This window comes from Bartonella sp. CL63NXGY, assembly GCF_042194905.1.
Classification (GTDB): domain Bacteria; phylum Pseudomonadota; class Alphaproteobacteria; order Rhizobiales; family Rhizobiaceae; genus Bartonella.
The window spans coordinates 134,177-152,356 of the sequence record NZ_JBHINK010000003.1 but is presented as its reverse complement, the minus strand read 5'-3'; the positions used below and the strand labels follow the sequence as shown (position 1 = coordinate 152,356).

11 protein-coding genes are annotated in these 18,180 nt (G+C 39.6%); 5 read left to right on the top strand and 6 right to left on the bottom strand.

Translation table 11 applies throughout. The features are described 5' to 3' along the window. Window positions 1-2 precede the first annotated feature (2 nt). The 5 genes from ACFIK0_RS02975 to ACFIK0_RS02955 all read right to left on the bottom strand — a co-directional run bounded on the left by ACFIK0_RS02975 (window position 3) and on the right by ACFIK0_RS02955 (window position 6,683). Complete coding sequence (locus ACFIK0_RS02975) at window positions 3-956, bottom strand: cell division protein FtsX (protein ID WP_375663467.1); 954 nt, start codon at window positions 954-956, stop codon at window positions 3-5. Continuing rightward, entirely contained in the window at window positions 949-1,608 is a 660-nt protein-coding gene (gene ftsE, locus ACFIK0_RS02970) for a cell division ATP-binding protein FtsE (protein WP_273723097.1), read from the bottom strand. The genes ACFIK0_RS02975 and ftsE overlap by 8 nt, the downstream gene beginning before the upstream one ends. Before the next feature lie 535 nt (window positions 1,609-2,143). Beyond that, window positions 2,144-4,087 carry an acetate--CoA ligase gene (gene acs / locus ACFIK0_RS02965; protein ID WP_375663466.1) on the bottom strand — a complete coding sequence of 648 codons (1,944 nt, stop codon included), beginning with the start codon at window positions 4,085-4,087 and terminating at the stop codon, window positions 2,144-2,146. A gap of 526 nt (window positions 4,088-4,613) precedes the next feature. Then, on the bottom strand, window positions 4,614-4,784 hold the full coding sequence (locus ACFIK0_RS02960) for a hypothetical protein (protein WP_273790522.1): 171 nt from the start codon (window positions 4,782-4,784) through the stop codon (window positions 4,614-4,616). A 1,209-nt stretch (window positions 4,785-5,993) separates the two neighbouring features. Continuing rightward, window positions 5,994-6,683 (bottom strand): YggS family pyridoxal phosphate-dependent enzyme, encoded by a 690-nt coding sequence (locus ACFIK0_RS02955; RefSeq protein ID WP_375643243.1) that lies wholly within the window; start codon window positions 6,681-6,683, stop codon window positions 5,994-5,996. Window positions 6,684-6,848: 165 nt separating this feature from the next. Here ACFIK0_RS02955 and leuS point away from each other — a divergent pair, with 165 nt between their 5' ends. Together leuS and lptE are read left to right on the top strand one after the other, a co-directional pair. Further along, window positions 6,849-9,491 (top strand): leucine--tRNA ligase, encoded by a 2,643-nt coding sequence (gene leuS / locus ACFIK0_RS02950; RefSeq protein WP_375663465.1) that lies wholly within the window; start codon window positions 6,849-6,851, stop codon window positions 9,489-9,491. Continuing rightward, window positions 9,478-10,086: an LPS assembly lipoprotein LptE gene (gene lptE / locus ACFIK0_RS02945; RefSeq protein ID WP_375637557.1), complete on the top strand. Its 609-nt coding sequence runs from the start codon at window positions 9,478-9,480 to the stop codon at window positions 10,084-10,086. Before leuS ends, lptE begins: the two co-directional genes overlap by 14 nt. Here the strand turns inward: lptE and fsa are convergent. Further along, window positions 10,083-10,736 (bottom strand): fructose-6-phosphate aldolase, encoded by a 654-nt coding sequence (gene fsa / locus ACFIK0_RS02940; protein ID WP_273790517.1) that lies wholly within the window; start codon window positions 10,734-10,736, stop codon window positions 10,083-10,085. The two genes, lptE and fsa, sit on opposite strands and share 4 nt — an antisense overlap. A 1,152-nt stretch (window positions 10,737-11,888) precedes the next feature. Here fsa and ACFIK0_RS02935 point away from each other — a divergent pair. From ACFIK0_RS02935 to atpA, 3 genes are all read left to right on the top strand, one after another. Continuing rightward, complete coding sequence (locus ACFIK0_RS02935; RefSeq protein WP_375663464.1) at window positions 11,889-14,084, top strand: primosomal protein N'; 2,196 nt, start codon at window positions 11,889-11,891, stop codon at window positions 14,082-14,084. A gap of 1,968 nt (window positions 14,085-16,052) precedes the next feature. After that, window positions 16,053-16,634: an ATP synthase F1 subunit delta gene (gene atpH, locus ACFIK0_RS02930; protein WP_273790514.1), complete on the top strand. Its 582-nt coding sequence runs from the start codon at window positions 16,053-16,055 to the stop codon at window positions 16,632-16,634. After that, window positions 16,634-18,169, top strand: coding sequence for a F0F1 ATP synthase subunit alpha (gene atpA, locus ACFIK0_RS02925; RefSeq protein WP_375663463.1), 1,536 nt, complete (start codon window positions 16,634-16,636; stop codon window positions 18,167-18,169). The genes atpH and atpA overlap by 1 nt, the downstream gene beginning before the upstream one ends. Window positions 18,170-18,180 lie beyond the last annotated feature (11 nt).

Below are 18,180 nucleotides of genomic sequence, written 5' to 3'. Positions count from 1 at the left end.
AATTAAAATAAACTGTTTTCACATTGATCGATTTTTTTCAGTTGTGTTAAAATAGTCATGCGGTTTGTAAGGGTGGTAAGAAAAGAAACGAAAATAATAAGAAAAATGATTTTTCCGTAGGGGATGGAACTTATGGAAAGATGTCCAAACAAAGCTGTTATTTGGCTAGCTTCCACTCTTCCCAAGTTATAATTCGTCCAGAGACAAAAGGCTGAAAACAGAAATATGCTTGTAAGACCACCATATAAAGCACCACGCAGCGCGGTTTTAAAAAAATGCCAGTCAAATTGGCGAGCAATGAAAAGAGTTTCAGTACCAAGGAAATATAAGACATTGATAATATGTGTATTTTCTGCCAATGCATTGCGAGTGGCAAAAATGATGGTGAGGATAAGAGAACCTAGAACCAATGCTAAAATTGAAAAACCAATGAAAACAGTGGTGTGTGCCATGGTCGCAAAACGATGAACCCAAACACGGTGATCATCAAATTGACCTCCTGGAATTTGGGTTTTAATGGCGTGATTAATGGCTGCAAAATTGATTTTTTCATCCCCATTCAGGGTCACAATGATGAGGCGGGGAAGGGGTAGTTCATTGACATTGAAGCCTGTTCCAAGCCATGGCTCCAGTAACTTTTCTGTAGCTTTTTGGTCAACAATTTTTGCATCTTGTACACCAGAAAATGTTTTAACCAATTGTACGGCATCACGGAGTGCTTTGTTGATATCAACATTGTCAATGGGGCGTATTTGTATTGTTGCTTCATAGCTAATCTGATTACTCCAATTTTGGGCGGCATGTTGGACTAAATCAACACCGATTAAGGTGAGGCTTGAAAGAAATGTCATAATAGCAATTACGGCAACCAATGCTTTTCCAGAAATATTACCACTGGGAATAATCGCTGTTGTATTTTTTTTATTGCTTGTAAAAATGGGGAAAGACTTATTCATGAATCGTCATCCGTCCGTTATGGAGAAGCATACGCCGTGCTGCAACTTGTTCCATTAAGGCAATATCATGGGTGGCAATGATAACAGCCGTTCCAAAACGGTTTAATTCAATAAACAAACGGAGGAGGCGTTTTGCCAAGGGCGGATCGACATTTCCAGTCGGTTCATCGGCAAGTAGAATTTCAGGTTGATCAATGAGTGCGCGTGCAATGGCTACCCTTTGTTTTTCCCCACCGGAAAGAACCGGTGGTAAAACATGAATATGATCTCCAAGACCTACCCAACAGAGAAGATCTTCCACTTCACTGCGATAGGTTGCTTCTTCTTGTCCTTTAATGCGTAAAGGTAAGGAGACATTTTCATAAGTGGTCATGTGGTCGAGTAAACGAAAATCTTGAAAAACCACACCGATACGTTGTCGCAGCGCAGGGAGCTCTTGTCGTTTGAGTAATGCTGTGTCTGTTCCAAAGAGATCAATATGACCGCGGGTGGGTTTGAGTGCCAAAAACATAAGACGCATCAGCGACGTTTTCCCTGCTCCAGAGGCACCTGTGAGAAATTGAAATGATCCAGGAGGAATATGAAAGCTAATATCACGAAGGACCTCAGGGCCCATTCCATAGCGTAGGCCGACATTTTCAAAATGAATCACTTTTTATTATTACTCCTGATTTTATATTGCATCATTTATTCTAAGAACTCTTACTTTCATTGCTTTAGATTTTTGTTGTAAGCTTGTTTATTTTAGATTTCATGGTTTTCAATATTTTTTATACACCCTCGTTATCGATAAATATTTTTGCTCAAGAATATTATCACTTATACTTTCTTTTTTTAGCTTTATTTATGATTTTAGCAGGAATTTCAAAGGGATTCTAGCATAAACATCAGAACTATTTTTCCTTCTTACTCAGAGGCTTTTTTTGCATTGAGTGGACATTGGGTGATTTTAAAAAGCTATGTTGCTCTTTTTATCTTACTTTCTTATTCTTGTTCGCATCCCAATCTTGAGGTTTTTGCTTAAATTATTTCTTACCTGTTATGAAAAAAAGCGTTTGTTGTTAGAATGATTGAGCTTCTCATGCATTGTTTTGTTTTTTATTCTCCTTGGTGGTTTTCGTAATAATGCTGAGATAATTTTAGCAAAAAAAACAAAAACCACCGTATGTTGTATTGCGTCGTGTTTTTTAGTTTTGTCGGTTGGCAATCAGATCTTCAACAACTTGTGGTTCGGCAAGGGTTGAAATATCTCCGAGAGTATCAAAATCGTTTTCAGCGATTTTTCGTAAAATACGTCTCATAATTTTCCCTGATCGTGTTTTGGGAAGCTGCGGAGCAAACTGAATTTTATCCAATATGGCAATAGAGCCTATTTCTTGTCTCACATGCTTGATAAGGTCTTTTTGCAATTCTTCACTTGGCGCTGTTCCTTCCATGAGAGTCACAAAACTATAAATTCCTTGTCCTTTAATGGGATGCGGGTAACCCACAATAGCTGCTTCTGATACAGCGGGATGAGAAACAAGAGCTGATTCAATTTCAGCAGTTCCTAACCTGTGCCCCGAGACATTGAGAATGTCATCAACTCGTCCTGTGATCCAATAATAACCGTCGCTATCGCGCCTACAGCTATCGCCTGAAAAATATTTTCCTTTATAGGAGGAAAAATAAGTTTGAATAAAGCGTTCATGATCCTTATAAAGTGTGCGCATTTGTCCGGGCCATGAATCACTGATACAAAGATTGCCTTCTGCTTCACCTTCTAAAACATTGCCTTGGGCATCAACAATTTGGGGTTGAACACCAAAAAAAGGACGTGTGGCCGATCCTGCTTTGAGGGGTGTTGCACCGGGCAAGGGCGTGATCATATGCCCTCCTGTTTCCGTTTGCCACCATGTATCGAGAATCGGACAACGGTCATTTCCAATTATATGATAAAACCATTCCCATGCTTCTGGATTAATCGGTTCTCCTACCGTGCCTAAGAGACGCAACGATGTTCTGTTTGAGTGTTCAACAAACGAATTTCCTGCTCCCATTAAGGCGCGGATAGCTGTTGGTGCTGTATAGAGCGTATTGACTTGGTGTTTGTCGACAATTTCCCAGAATCTGCCTTTGTCAGGAAAGGTTGGTGTGCCTTCAAACATTAAAGTGGTCGCACCATTGCATAAAGGTCCATAAACCAAGTAAGAATGACCGGTAATCCACCCAATATCAGCTGTGCACCAGTAAACTTCATTGGGGTGGTAATCAAAAACATATTGGTGAGTCATCGAGGCAAAAACAAGATAGCCCGCTGTGGTATGCAAAACACCTTTGGGTTTGCCGGTGGAGCCTGAAGTATAAAGAATAAAAAGTGGATCTTCAGCATTCATTGGTTCTGGTGGACAAGCTGTTTTGGCATGAGCTATCTCTTCGTGGTACCAAAAATCACGCCCCTCTACCCATTGAATGGGTCCACAAGTTCGCCGTATAACCATGACTTGGTCCACCTGCACGTTTTGGCGCGCGGCTATCTCAATGGCATGATCAACATTGTCTTTTAAGTTGATCCGTTTGCTGCCACGCAAGCCTTGATCAGCGGTAATAATGAAGGTTGATTCACAATCGACAAGGCGTCCTGCTATTGCCTCAGCAGAAAAGCCAGCAAAAATAACCGAATGAATAGCTCCAATGCGAGCACAAGCAAGCATGGCATAGGCTGCTTCGGGTACCATGGGGAGATAAATGGTTACTTTATCGCCTTTCTTAATGCCACGGCTTTTCAAAAGATTAGCAAAACGACAAACATGTTCATAAAGCTCGTTATAGGTTATTTTTTTATCATGATAAGGATTATCTCCTTCCCAAATGAGCGCGATTTTGTCTCCATGGATTTTCAGGTGGCGATCAATGCAATTATAGGTAACATTTGTTATCCCATCTTCGTACCATTGAATGGAGACATCTCCGTTAAAAGAAGTGTTTTTTACTTTTGTAAAAGGTTTAAACCATTCAATGCGTTGACCATGTTTTGCCCAGAAGCTTTCTGGATCATCGATGCTTTCTCGATACCATTGTTGATAAGTTTCCTCATCGAGTAAAGTATTTTTTTTGATCTCTTCTGATACTGGATAGATTTTTTCAGTCATGTTTCCCTCTTTTTATTGTTTTGAAAATCTGCCTCTGTATTTTTGTATGGTTATATTTGTGGCAGAGTTTTCCCAAAAGCTTTTCATTGTGAGGTTAGACTAAATGACAAAGATTAGAATAGTCAATTTTTAAATCTGATGTGATGATATTAAAGAGGGTATTCTATGTTTTTAGGATACTCAAATATAGCAAAACCTATTGCGGTATAGAGCTTTTTATAAACACACTAAGACATTTTAAAAATGTCTATTATAAAATATTTCTCAAAATTTGATATAAACCAATATAGTTAAATAAAAGACTAACAAGAAAGAATATTGAGCTTATTAATAATGATTTTTTTAGAGAATCTTTCCAACTATAATAAATAAACTTATAATAAAAAAGATATATTAAACCAAAAAAAAATGTTGCTATAAGCGTTTCAATAATTTTAGAGATAAGATCTGTCATCACGCAATCCAAATTATAATATAATTACAAATTATTAACTTCAGAGATATCTTTATAGTTGCTCTCTAAAAATTAGAACCAACACTCATGAACTTTCTGTACGAACCTTAAACCAAAACCTCCGAAGAAACCAGTCGTGGCACCAGTAAGTCCACCCATAAGTGCACCTGGACCAGTTGCAGCTCCCAATGCTGCTCCGGTTATCCCTCCTGCAACTGCATAGTCAAAACCTTGTGCATTCATGTGAGAAAGAAAAGCATTAGGACTGCATGCATTTCCATGAGTAGGTCTTGAATTGTGCGAATGACCAAAAGAAGGCTTTGTCGCTATATGACCGAATGTGCTGCATGAACCAAAAATATTAATTCTCCTTAATTATCTACATTAAAAGTAGTATCATAATGATACATTTCAAATGGCTATCATGTATTTTTAGAAAAATGTCAAAGATAAATTTTAAAAATAACAATAAAAATACTGTATAAATAATATCTATACTATGTATACATGAAATCTTCTTCTTAAGAAGATAATAATATTATTTGCAATATTTTAAAATATAAGAAATATCCCCTGTTTTTCCTTAATTAAAGTTTAAAATTAGAAAAATTAGGCATATGAAAAGTTGAAGTTTTTCTCTTTGTTTACGAGATCGACAAAGGAATAATGATAAAGGAATATCGTTATTGAAATCGTTCTCATTTCCATTGTTTTGCGTGCATGTATTATGCGCATATGCACGGGATTTGTTCTTTTATTTTTCAGGCGAATATTGACCGTATGTTATGCTTTGTAGAGCATGGAAAGCCTCTATGCTATCGTTGACCTTATAGATTGCTATCATGTTGTTTAGCGCGGTTCTTGGTGCTCTATTGAGCATTTGAGATGTTTATTTTGCTCAAGTGACTTACATGAAAGAGTTTTGTTACTGTATTATGTAACCATAAGCCTCTTTTTGTCTGCTTTATGCCATTGGCATGTGGGGAAATTGTTTACGCGTGTTGGAGAAGTTAAGAGAATTCATGATTTTCAATGGAAATCATTGCGATGATCTTATTCAATATTCTTTTGTAATTATTTATTTCGCGACAGTTTTTTCATTCATGCGCAACGCCCCTCTTATCATTTTGCCTTTATATAAGGATTTATTTTTTATATTGCTTTTGCTGGAGAGGCGGTCAGAGGGGAGTAAAGTAGAGCCAATGTGCGAGAATATGAGAGCCAAATTGCAATGCTATCTTGAAGCTATTGTACGTGTTGTGGATGTGCCGGTGAGAGATTTGAGAAACCAGCTTTTTTGCTTATCCTGCTAACAGGATGAAAGAGGGACTGGAATCTTTTTTGCTAGAATTGCTCTTTTATTGATATTGAAGGAAATATTTTTTCTCATTTCTGCTGTTTTTGGCTTGTTCGTAGAATTTTCAAGGGAGATTATATGAAGGGGGAATGAATTTACACAGGACGTTTTCCAAATAAAGCAGAGCCAATGCGAAGGACGTTAGAGCCAAACTGTAGAGCGGTTTTGAAGTCACTGGACATGCCCATGGAAAGCTTTGGAAGACCTGCTTGTTTTGCTAATTTTGCTAACAGTGCGAAATAGGGGCCGGGGTTTTCATCGACAGGGGGAATGCCCATAAGTCCGATGATATCAAGTCCATAGTTGTTTTTGCATTGGTTGACAAAAGATGTAGCTTCTTGTGGTGCGATACCACTTTTTTGCGGTTCTAAGCCAATGTTAACCTGAACATAGCAAGGAAGATGCCTTTTTTGTTTTTCCATTTCTTCAGCTAAGCTTTTGGCTATTTTTTCACGGTCAACCGTTTGAATAACATCAAAAATTTTTACCGCCTCTGCTGTTTTATTTGATTGTAGGGGACCGATGAGATGAAGTTTAATATTTTCAAATTGTTGACGTAAAGCAGGCCATTTTTGTGCTGCTTCTTGTACGCGGTTTTCTGCAAACAAAGATTGGCCTGCTTGCAAAAGGGGTCGTATATCAATAGCAGAAACAGTTTTTGAAACAGCGATAAGTTCAATTTCTTCTACGGGGCGTTGTAGCTCTTGGCATATTGCTGCAATGTCTTTTTGAAGGTTTTGCCATGCTTCAACGGAAGGGGCATCGAGGGGCGTTTGTGTATTCATATTTTTGTGCTTTACCTTTTTTGTTCAAGAGTTGGTCGTTTTTTTTAAAGTTTTATAAAATACTTAGGGAAATATTTCACGAAAATGTTGACGATGAGGTTAATCCATGGTCAAGCATAATAAAACAAGTTTTTGGTTCTGTTTTATTAAAAGAGTATAATGGGAATGACAATTGGACATTATAATATAGGCGAACGCTATAATCCACGTGCGAGAGAAAAAAAATGGCAAGAAATTTGGGATGAAAAGAAAATTTTTCAGACTCTTCAAGAAGATGCTCGTGAAAAATATTATGTTTTAGAAATGTTTCCTTATCCTTCTGGCCGTATTCACATGGGGCATGTGCGCAATTATGCCATGGGGGATGTGGTGGCACGCTATAAAAGGGCAAAGGGTTTTAATGTGCTTCATCCCATGGGGTGGGATGCTTTTGGTATGCCAGCTGAAAATGCTGCTCTGCAAAGTAAAGTGCATCCTAAAACTTGGACCTATCAAAATATTGCGGTCATGCGCGGGCAATTAAAACAATTAGGACTCTCACTCGATTGGGCGCGTGAATTTGCAACTTGTGATGTGGAATATTACCACCGCCAACAAATGTTGTTCCTTGATTTCTATCAAAAGGGGTTGGTAGCACGTAAAGTGGCTAAGGTGAATTGGGACCCTGTTGATCATACTGTTTTGGCCAATGAACAGGTTGTTGATGGGCGGGGATGGCGTTCTGGTGCGTTGGTGGAACAACGTGAGTTGACGCAGTGGTTTTTCAAAATTAGCGACTTTAGTGAAGATCTCTTGGCAGGGCTTGAAGAGCTGAACCAATGGCCGGAAAAAGTTCGCACCATGCAAAAAAACTGGATTGGAAAATCACAAGGTTTGCTGATTCGTTGGGCCTTAAAGTCGGCGGGTGATGCTGATGATGTTTGTGAGAAATTTGATGAGGTTGTTTGTTATTCAACGCGTCCTGATACACTGTTTGGCGCTTCCTTTTTGGCTCTGTCTGTTGATCATCCTATTGCACAAGCTTTGGCAAAAAAAGACAAAGCGTTGAGTGCTTTTATTGAAAATTGTCGGTGTGGTGGAACGACAACAGCAGCACTTGAAACAGCTGAAAAACAAGGGTTTCTCACGCCCCTTTTGGCTGTTCATCCTTTCGATTCAACAGTACATATTCCTGTTTATATCGCGAATTTTGTGCTTATGGACTATGGAACAGGGGTTGTTTTTGGTTGTCCGGCTCATGATCAGAGAGATTTCGATTTTGCGCGTAAATATGATCTTCCAATAAAACCGGTGGTTTTGCCAAAAGGAGAGCAAGCAGAAGATTTTGTTATTACTGAAACACCTTATACGGGTGATGGGGTGATGATCAATTCCAGTTTTTTGGATGGTTTAACACCCCAACAAGCTTTTGAAGAAGCTGCTAAAAAGCTTGAAAAACAAATGCTCAATGGGCAACCGCAAGGGAAGAAAACAGTGCAATTTCGTTTGCGTGATTGGGGGATTTCACGTCAACGTTATTGGGGGTGCCCCATTCCGATGATCCATTGTACAACTTGTGGGGTTGTTCCTGTTCCACGTGCCAATTTACCGGTTGTGTTGCCTGATGATGTTACTTTTGATCAACCAGGAAATCCTCTTGCACGACATGAAAGGTGGCAGAATGTTACTTGTCCTTCCTGTGGTCAACCTGCCAAACGCGAAACCGATACCATGGACACATTTGTTGACTCTTCTTGGTATTATGCACGCTTTACGGCTCCTTTTGCGCAGGGACCTGTTGACAAACAAGCAACAGCTGAATGGTTGCCTGTGCAACAATATATTGGTGGAATTGAGCATGCCATTTTGCATCTTCTTTATGCGCGCTTTTTTATGCGTGCTATGAAATTGGTCGGTCATGTGACGGTAGATGAGCCTTTTAAGGGGCTTTTTACCCAAGGGATGGTGGTGCATGAAACCTATCGGGATGATCAAGGGTGGGTTTCTCCAGCAGAAATTTCGATTGTTGAAAAAGATGGAAAGCGGTGTGCTTATAAATTAACCGATCAAAGTGAAGTGACGATTGGTTTGATTGAGAAAATGTCAAAATCAAAAAAGAATGTCGTTGATCCTGATGATATTATTGCATCTTATGGCGCTGATACTGTGCGTTGGTTTGTGTTGTCAGATTCTCCTCCCGAGCGGGATGTCATTTGGACAGAATCTGGTGTTGAAGGTGCACATCGCTTTGTACAGCGTGTTTGGCGCCATGTGGCTGTGAGTGCTTCTATTTTAAAGGATGTGGCGCCTTGTGCAGGGCATCAGGGGGCGGCTTTGGAACTCTCAAAGGTCGCACATCGCACGCTTTGCGCTGTAGAAGATGATTTGGAAAAATTCGCTTTTAATCGGGCTATTGCACGCCTTTATGAATTCTTGAATATTATGGTACCGTTGTTAAATAGGATAGAAAGTGTTGACGATGAAATGAAAGCTTCTTTACGTCAAGCTATGGATTTTTTTCTTGCCATGATTGCACCCATGATGCCCCATTTAGCAGAAGAATGTCATGCTGCTTTAGGAGGAAAAACTTTAATGTCTGCGCTTGCTTGGCCTGTTTATGATCGTGCGTTAACCGTTGCGGAATGCTATACTTTGCCAGTACAAATTAATGGTAAAAAACGCGGTGAGGTGAGCGTTGCAGCAACTGCTGATGAGGTGATGATTAAAGAAGCGGTTTTGGCGTTAGATTTTGTAAAGGCGCAACTGGTTGAAAAGCCTGTGAAAAAAATCATTGTTGTTCCACAAAGGATTGTGAATGTCGTTTTTTAGAAGTTCTATTCTTGTCATTTTAGCTGGTGTATTCACACTGTTGTGTGGATGCAAAGTTGAACCGCTTTACCGTCAAGAGTTGCAGAGTGCAATGACAATGGATTCTGCTTCTTATGGGAATCCTGCTTCTGGATACCCTTCTGGACAAGCTTCTTTGGGGTTAGCGCAAAAGCTTGCTTCTATTGTTGTGGAAGAACCTTCGGATCGTTTTGGTCAAATGGTGCGCAATCATCTGCTTTTTCTTTTGTATGGAAATGGTGCTAAACCTTCTCTACCTACTTATAAATTGGCATTGCAGATATCCGTCTTTACAAGAGAATCTATGCAGATAGAGGTTGATTTCGAGAAAAAGAGAAAGGGACGACCTTCTGTTGGAACTGTTATGAGCAGAGCTTCTTATACTTTGCAGGATATGAAAAATACTCTTGTTGCAAAAGGAACAGCAATGATGAATGCATCTTTTGAGCAACTTCGTCAAGAATATGCAACGCTGCAAGCAGAAGAAGATGCAAAAAAACGTGTTGCGGAAGAGTTGGCTGAACAGATCTTTTTGTTACTTTCAAAAGATCTTTCCAATAAAATTTCTAGACATTAAGCAATATTTTGTCCTGTTTTTTTCCAGTCGTCGAGAAATATTTGCAACCCTTTGTCGGTGAGAGGATGTTTGACTAGTGCTTTTAAGATTGCTGGTGGAACTGTTGCAACGTCAGCACCGCTTAGTGCTGCTTCTTTGACATGATTAACGGTGCGGATTGAAGCGGCCAAGATTTGTGTTTCAAAGTTATAGTTATCATAAATTGTGCGAATTTCATGAAGCAGTTCACTTCCATCATTTCCACAATCATCAAGTCTACCAATAAAAGGTGAAACGAATGTTGCGCCTGCTTTGGCGGCTAATAAGGCTTGATTGGCAGAAAAACAAAGTGTGAGATTTGTTTTTAGTCCTGCTGCTGTGAGGGCTTTACAGGCTTTTAATCCATCGAGTGTTAAAGGAAGCTTGATACAAATATTGTCGGCAACCTTTGCTAAAACAGCTGCTTCTTTCATGATGCTTTCAAATTCCGTTGCTGCAACTTCAGCAGAAACAGGTCCGCTAACGAGAGCACAAATTTCTTTTGTAACATCAAGAATATTGCGTCCTGATTTTAGGATAAGAGAGGGATTGGTGGTAACACCATCAACAAGGCTTAAATTCTGTAACTCTTGAATTTCTTCAATATTGGCGCTATCCACAAAAAATTTCATCTCTAACCTCTTTTTTTTAGCTTTATCCTATTTTTTGTTATGCGCTATTGTTGACTGCAAAAGCAAGAGAAAGAATTAATATCTGTGTAAAGAACAAGAATGCTATGGTGTTAATCATGTATCCGTTTTCGGTAAAGAAATATGATTTATCGTTTCCACACCCATTTCATAGTGTTGCTCGTGATAAGGCATAGAATTCATTGCGTACCAACATTTTTGCGTATTGGCATCTTTGCGTAGCGGTGTTTTTATATTTATGGAAATAAGCTAGCATTATCAAACACTTTGCTCATTTCCTATTTGCGATTGCTCTTGATATTTGAGAGTGCATCATAAGATACCTTCCTTTTTTAGGGGGTATGTTTAACTTTGTTTTTGATGAAAGCGGATGGATTTATTTTGTCGTAAAACACTGTTGAAGAACGCCTGTAAAATTTTACGCATGAAGGGTTTTTTTTTATGGTCAATTACATTGATTTATTCTGTTTTCTCCATTCTTCAAAAATACGCTTTTGTGCTGCTTGTATTGTTGCTTGATTTTCAATCAAGCTGAAAGATGTATACACGTGTTTTCACTTTTTGGCACAAAGCCAAGGTGAATATTGTAACGGTTCCATTTGCAATATTATTCTCCTTATAATTAAAATCATGGGATACTTTTTCATCAATAAGGATTTACAAATGTTCCTCGATGGGTTTGAAATGAAAAAAAATCATCGTATTGAGGGTTTTTATTACAATAGGTAAAATGATGATTATATCTTTATAAATCAGTTTGTTGAAGATAAATTGAGATATGAGGCGGTAAAAAAATAAACGTGTGCGTTGGGAAGAGGTCATACTATGGGATCGCTTTGTTGAAGGATGCACTTAACCGATAGCATGTTGAATGCTTAATAGTGATGCGTTTTATTTACACAGAAGAATAGTGCTGTTTTTTTGCTATAGAGTTTTTTGTTATAGACGATGAGATTGGTTCTTTATATTGGCACTTTGGTGAGGGAATGCGTGTTAAAAAGAATTTTTGTTAGAAAAGTGTTGTGATCGGGGGGATTGAATCCTGCAATGAATTTTATAAGAGTGTTTAAAGATAAGGTGTAGACTTGTTGATGCTCAATAGGTCGTAGATTGGTTTACAAGATGAATTCAAGCATGATAGAGGAAAAGATTGTATCCGTATTGGTTCCTCTTCCTGTTGCTCACGCTTATAGTTATAAAGTTCCATCTTCTATGGAGGTGAACGTTGGTTCCTTTGTTCGGGTTCCGTTGATGGGGCGTGAGCTTTGCGGTTTTGTTGTAGATGTTGGAGAGCAGACAGCCGATGGGCACAAGTCTGCTTCGGTGGCGCGTGAAAAATTACGCTTTCTGCTTCATGTTTTTGATTGCCCCCCATTAAAAGCAGAAATGATCACATTTTTGCGTTTTGTTAGTCGCTATACAATGGCGCCTTTTGGTCTTGTAGCACGATTGGTTTTGTCGGTACCGGCTGCTTTAGAGCCGGAAGCGCAGATGCTGGGTTTGCGATATTGTGGTGGAAATGTAGAACGTCTCACACCAGCGCGGTCACGGGTTTTGGAATTGGTGCGTAATGAGAAGATATGGACACGTTCTGGTCTGGCACATGCGGCTGGAACTTCGGTTTCTGTTGTTGAAGGTTTAAAAGCGCTAGGAATTTTTGAAGATGTTAAGGTTCCTGCTCCTGATCTTGTGGCAATGCCTGATCCTGATTTTTGTCTCCCTCAGTTGCAGGGAGCGCAAAGTGAAGCAGCAACATTATTGCGGGAAGGTGTTTTATCTTCTCAGTTTCAAGTTTTTTTGCTTGATGGTGTTACGGGTTCAGGAAAGACAGAGGTTTATTTTGAAGCGGTTTCTCAAGCCTTTAAAGAGGGCAAGCAGGTTTTAATTTTATTGCCGGAAATTGCTTTAACACAGCAGTTTTTAGATCGTTTTTATGCACGTTTTGGCGCTGCGGCAGCAGAATGGCATTCTGATTTGACGCCACGTCGTAGAGAACGCGTCTGGCGACAAGTTGCAGAAGGGCGGGTGCGTGTCGTTGCGGGGGCTCGTTCAGCACTTTTTCTTCCCTTTCATGAGCTTGGCTTGATTGTTGTCGATGAAGAGCACGATAGCGCTTATAAACAAGAAGAGCGCATTTTTTATCATGCGCGTGATATGGCTGTTGCACGGGGCTCTTTTGAGCATTTTCCTGTTATTTTATCTTCAGCCACACCGTCGATTGAAAGCCAAGCCAATGTTTTAAAAGGGCGTTATCAAAAGGTGCATTTACCTTCCCGTTTTAAAGAAGCTGCACTTCCACAGTTGCGGGTGGTTGATATGCGCCAAGGAGGGGTGCAAAAGGGGCGCTTTATTTCCTTTGCTCTTGAAAGGGCTTTAAAACAAACGCTTGATAAGGGCGAACAAGCTCTTCTTTTTCTTAATCGTCGTGGTTATGCACCTTTAACTTTATGCCGAATTTGCGGACATCGTTTTCATTGTACCGATTGTTCAAGTTGGTTGGTCGAACATCGTGCGCACGGGCAACTGAAATGTCATCATTGTGGATATCATGAACCACTTCCTCAAGCCTGTCCTGAATGCGGGACATTAGATCATCTTGTGGCTTGTGGACCGGGTGTGGAAAGAATTGCCGAAGAAACACAAATGCTTTTTCCTCAAGCGCGATCATTGATCCTTTCAACAGATCTCAAAGGAGGGATTGGGAAGTTGCGAAGCGAATTACAAGCCATTGCAAATGGCGATGTGGACATTATTATTGGAACACAGTTAGTCGCTAAAGGACATCATTTTCCCAAGCTCTCTCTGGTTGGCGTTATTGATGCTGATCTTGGTCTTGCCAATGGCGATTTACGCGCAAGTGAACGTACCTATCAGCTGCTTTCTCAAGTTACCGGAAGAGCAGGGCGTGTGGGATTGAAAAGTTTAGGATTATTGCAAACTTATCAACCAGATCATCCGGTTATCAAAGCCTTACTTGCATGCCAGCCAGAAGATTTTTACACACGTGAGATTGCAGCGCGTCAGCATTATCATTTGCCTCCCTATGGGCGGCTTGCCTCTTTGATTATCTCTGCACAACAGCGCCAAGCAGCAGAACATTATGCGCGCGCATTGCGTCAAGCAGCGCCACGGGAAAAAAATATCTCGGTTATGGGACCAGCAGAAGCGCCTTTGGCTTTGGTTCGGGGGCGTTATCGTTTTCGGCTTTTGCTGCAAGGACAGCGTTCTTTTGATATACAAGGGTTTATACGTGCAATGCTTAGCGGTACACCCAAAATGCCCAGTTCCGTTCGGGTTCAAATTGATATTGATCCGCAAAGTTTTTTCTAAAACCAGTATCGCATAAAGTGAAGGTCTCTTTGCTTAAGATGCTTTACTTGAACTCTTATATTATTCAGAATAAGCATCCAGGCAGCAAAATATGATACATGTACATTGCATTAAGTAGAGCTACGGGAAAAAATATCTTTGTTATAAAACCAGCAGAAGCGCCTCTCTTCTTCGAGGGCACTATCATTTCGGCTTTTACTCCTTTTTTGTATGAGGGACAGTATTCTTTTGATAGGCGGATTCTTTTTATAAGGGCTGAAAATGCTTAGCTGTACACCCAAAATACCCAATTCTATTCGCGTTCAAATTGATATTGATCTATGCTTTTTCTAAATCAGTACAATATAGTGCCATATAAAGTGACGCTATGTGGGCTTAATGAGGGACGTGTTTTTGATATTATTTGACCTTAAAGCCTTATGAAGCAGCGTTCATAAGATGTATCAGCGCTGTACGAGTCGTACCTGCGTTTATATGCTAGATTAGGGCGAGAATATTGCATATATCTATTTTATTTATCTTTGACGAGAACACGGACTCATTTTGGAACGTGAAGGTCAAAATGAGCATTCATCGTTGTCATCCTTATTCATTCGGCTCTAGAATTTTCAAAAGCATCCATAATAATAATTTTTATAAATAATAAATATTGATTTATAGTGATAATATGCCGTTATTCATATTATAGCCTCAACTATCGTAGGATTCTCTTATTTAAAATCTATTTATATTGATCAATCAAAACCATTCGTTTGCATGTTACAGATGGGGGAGCATGTGTCGCGTAAAACTATACAAGAGAGGACCAAAATACCTAATCATCTCAAGAATTAAGGGCTGTCGTAAAATTGGGAGATGGCAAAGTGTGTGATGGTGCCGGCTTGTTCTTTCATAAGTGTAAAGATGGGGCTGCTCAATGGGGTTACTATTATAGCATTCATAGGCGTTGTCGTGAAATGGAGATTATCCATTGTTTCATGCTTTTATTACTTTCGTTCTTTAACGGGGCACATTTTTCATGTAAAGCAGAACGCCCAAAGCGGAATATTACAGAACATCTATTGTATTACTACATTCATATGCTTGTTTAAGCAAATGTTTCTCAGCATACTCGAATTCATTTTACGATGTTTTTCGAGTGTAGAATATCAAAGCTTTCATGAATGAAAAAACCACGTTAAGGCTCCCCATCTTTATTTCATAAAGGTATAAAATGGCGCCATTTATTATTTAGCTTTGAGTATTACGAAAACTCTTGGTACTTGAGAGCGTTTATAAGAGGTGTTGTTTTCTTTAATCATTTCCTTTTTTGTTTGTGATGAAGCAAGGGAGTGATTTTGATAAAAAAATTTGAAAAGAGAGAATCTTTCGATATTTGAAGCTCATCCGGTATGAAAAATGATATATTATCATTATAAATCAATGTTTTGTATATTAAAAGAGTGTGCTTACAAGAAAATATTACTTGGTAAAATTTTTTAAAAGGAGTGGGTGTTTGAAGAAAAAAGATCAATGTTTTCTTTAATTTTTAGGAGGATATTCATTGTTTTTTCTTTCTTATCAGTTTGAAATAATAGACTTTTTCAGTCGCCGTCGTCTTTCGTTAAAGGTTTTGTGGTGATAAAGGGAATGTTTTGTTATGGTGACAAGAGCGTTTGGTGACAAGAGCGTTTGAAGAAAAATCAAAGAGAGTGAAAAAATCGCTCAGAGAATGTCAAAAAGAGGCATAAAAAAACTGTGATGCCATCCTGTATATCTAAAAAAATGCTTTTCAAAAATATTTTGAATATTTTATTAAAATTTTTGAAAAGCAGCGATTTGTGGTGTTGCGAGTCGGCTATGTCTATGCTAGAAACCAAGTGATTTTTGTTCTAGGTTTTAAGAAGAAGATTCTTAAGATTGAGAATGTCTGTTTCATTTCATCTGATAACTATCAGAGAGTCGCTCAAGGGAAAGAGGCGGTATTTCGTGTCGGATTCATTTTCTCTCATACCGCTGCCGTTGGTAGATCAACGCTATGCGCAAGCGCTTTTTGATTGCGTTCAAGAAGCCGGAAACGTCGAAAAGGTTGAAAAGGCAGTAGAGGATCTTTTGCTTGTTTTGGAGAATAAGGATTTAAAATTCTTTGTGCTCAGTCCATTCTTTTCAGTTAAAGAGCAAATTAAGGTGATGCAATCTGTTTGTGCAAACATCAAATTTGCTGATAAAAACGCAGGGCAGGTCATTGGTAATTTTTTACGCGTTATTGTAATAAACCGTAGGCTTAGTGCCGTATTTGGTATTTTACATGCTTTCCAGCGTTGTGTTGCACGCGCTCGTAGGCAGGTTACTGCGCAAATTGTTTCTGCGCGCCCCTTAAGTTCTCAACAAAGACAAGAGTTGTGTGAGGCTTTGGAAGGTGTTGTTGGAGGAAAAGTCTTGCTGCACATCATTGTGGATCCAACAATTCTTGGTGGATTAATCGTTCGTGTGGGGTCGTCTCAAATTGATACGTCCCTTCTCACAAAATTGTCTTCGCTTAAGCTTGCATTGAAAAAAGAGGTCAGCTGATGGATATTAGACCATCTGAAATTTCAAAAATTCTAAAAGAGCAAATCAAAAACTTTGACCAAAAGGCTGAGGTTTCAGAAATTGGTTGGGTTCTCTCTGTGGGAGATGGTATTGCTCGCGTTTATGGTTTGGATAATGTCCAAGCAGGGGAAATGGTCGCCTTTCCAAACGGTGTGTGCGGTATGGCACTCAATTTGGAAGTTGATAATGTTGGTGTGGTCATTTTTGGCTCAGATCGTGATATTCGTGAAGGTGATTGTGTAAAGCGGTTAGGCGCTATCGTCGATGTTCCTGTGGGCCCCGCTTTGCTTGGGCGTGTGGTTGATGCGTTGGGAAACCCTATAGATGGTAAGGGGCCCATTAAAGCAACAGAGCGTCGTCGTGTCGATGTTAAGGCTCCTGGAATTATTCCGCGTCAGTCTGTCCATGAACCGATGTCGACCGGATTGAAAGCGATTGACGCACTCATCCCTATTGGACGGGGGCAGCGTGAATTGGTGATTGGTGATCGCCAAACAGGAAAAACAGCAATTTTGCTCGATACATTTTTAAACCAAAAACCTTTTCATGAAAAAGGGGCTGGACGAGAGCAAGATAAAGTTTATTGTATTTATGTGGCTATCGGTCAAAAACGTTCGACTGTGGCACAATTCGTTAAAGTTTTAGAAGAACGTGGAGCGCTGGAATATTCTATTATTGTTGCAGCGACCGCTTCTGATCCAGCACCATTGCAATTTATTGCACCTCTTGCTGGATGTGCTATGGGTGAGTATTTCCGTGATAATGGGCAACATGCTTTGATCGGTTATGATGACTTGTCAAAACAGGCGGTAGCGTATCGTCAAATGTCTCTTTTATTGCGTCGTCCTCCAGGTCGTGAAGCTTATCCGGGAGATGTTTTCTATCTGCATTCGCGTCTTTTAGAGCGGGCTGCAAAGTTGAATGCGGAAAATGGATCTGGGTCGTTGACAGCTTTGCCAGTTATTGAAACGCAAGCAAATGATGTTTCTGCCTATATTCCTACAAATGTGATTTCGATTACTGATGGACAAATTTTTCTAGAGACTAATTTGTTTTATCAAGGAATTCGTCCTGCTGTAAATGTTGGTCTTTCTGTATCGCGTGTTGGTTCTGCCGCACAAATTAAGGCGATGAAGCAAGTTGCTGGCTCGATTAAAGGTGAATTGGCGCAATATCGTGAAATGGCAGCTTTTGCGCAGTTTGGCTCTGATTTGGATGCGTCAACCCAGCGTTTGTTAAATCGGGGTGCGCGCTTGACAGAGTTGTTGAAGCAGCCACAATTTTCTCCACTCAAAACAGAAGAACAGGTGGTGGTTATTTTCGCGGGTGTGAATGGCTATCTTGATGCTTTGGCGGTTTCTGATGTTGCGCGGTTTGAGCAGGGACTTTTGGTGCTTTTGCGTAGTGATTATCAAGATCTCTTAAAGGCAATTGCTGAGCAAAAGCAAATAACAGATGAGCTGAAAGATAAGTTGATAACTGTTCTTGATACTTATGCGAAAAATTTCTCGTGATGAATTGATGG

What these genes read in the sequence shown, in the direction of transcription:
- ACFIK0_RS02975 (WP_375663467.1), bottom strand. Translation starts at nt 956, where the DNA reads ATGAATAAGTCTTTCCCCATTTTTACAAGCAATAAAAAAAATACAACA.
- acs (WP_375663466.1), bottom strand. Translation starts at nt 4,087, where the DNA reads ATGACTGAAAAAATCTATCCAGTATCAGAAGAGATCAAAAAAAATACT.
- ACFIK0_RS02960 (WP_273790522.1), bottom strand. Translation starts at nt 4,784, where the DNA reads ATGAATGCACAAGGTTTTGACTATGCAGTTGCAGGAGGGATAACCGGA.
- ACFIK0_RS02955 (WP_375643243.1), bottom strand. Translation starts at nt 6,683, where the DNA reads ATGAATACACAAACGCCCCTCGATGCCCCTTCCGTTGAAGCATGGCAA.
- leuS (WP_375663465.1), top strand. Translation starts at nt 6,849, where the DNA reads ATGACAATTGGACATTATAATATAGGCGAACGCTATAATCCACGTGCG.
- lptE (WP_375637557.1), top strand. Translation starts at nt 9,478, where the DNA reads ATGTCGTTTTTTAGAAGTTCTATTCTTGTCATTTTAGCTGGTGTATTC.
- fsa (WP_273790517.1), bottom strand. Translation starts at nt 10,736, where the DNA reads ATGAAATTTTTTGTGGATAGCGCCAATATTGAAGAAATTCAAGAGTTA.
- ACFIK0_RS02935 (WP_375663464.1), top strand. Translation starts at nt 11,889, where the DNA reads ATGATAGAGGAAAAGATTGTATCCGTATTGGTTCCTCTTCCTGTTGCT.
- atpA (WP_375663463.1), top strand. Translation starts at nt 16,634, where the DNA reads ATGGATATTAGACCATCTGAAATTTCAAAAATTCTAAAAGAGCAAATC.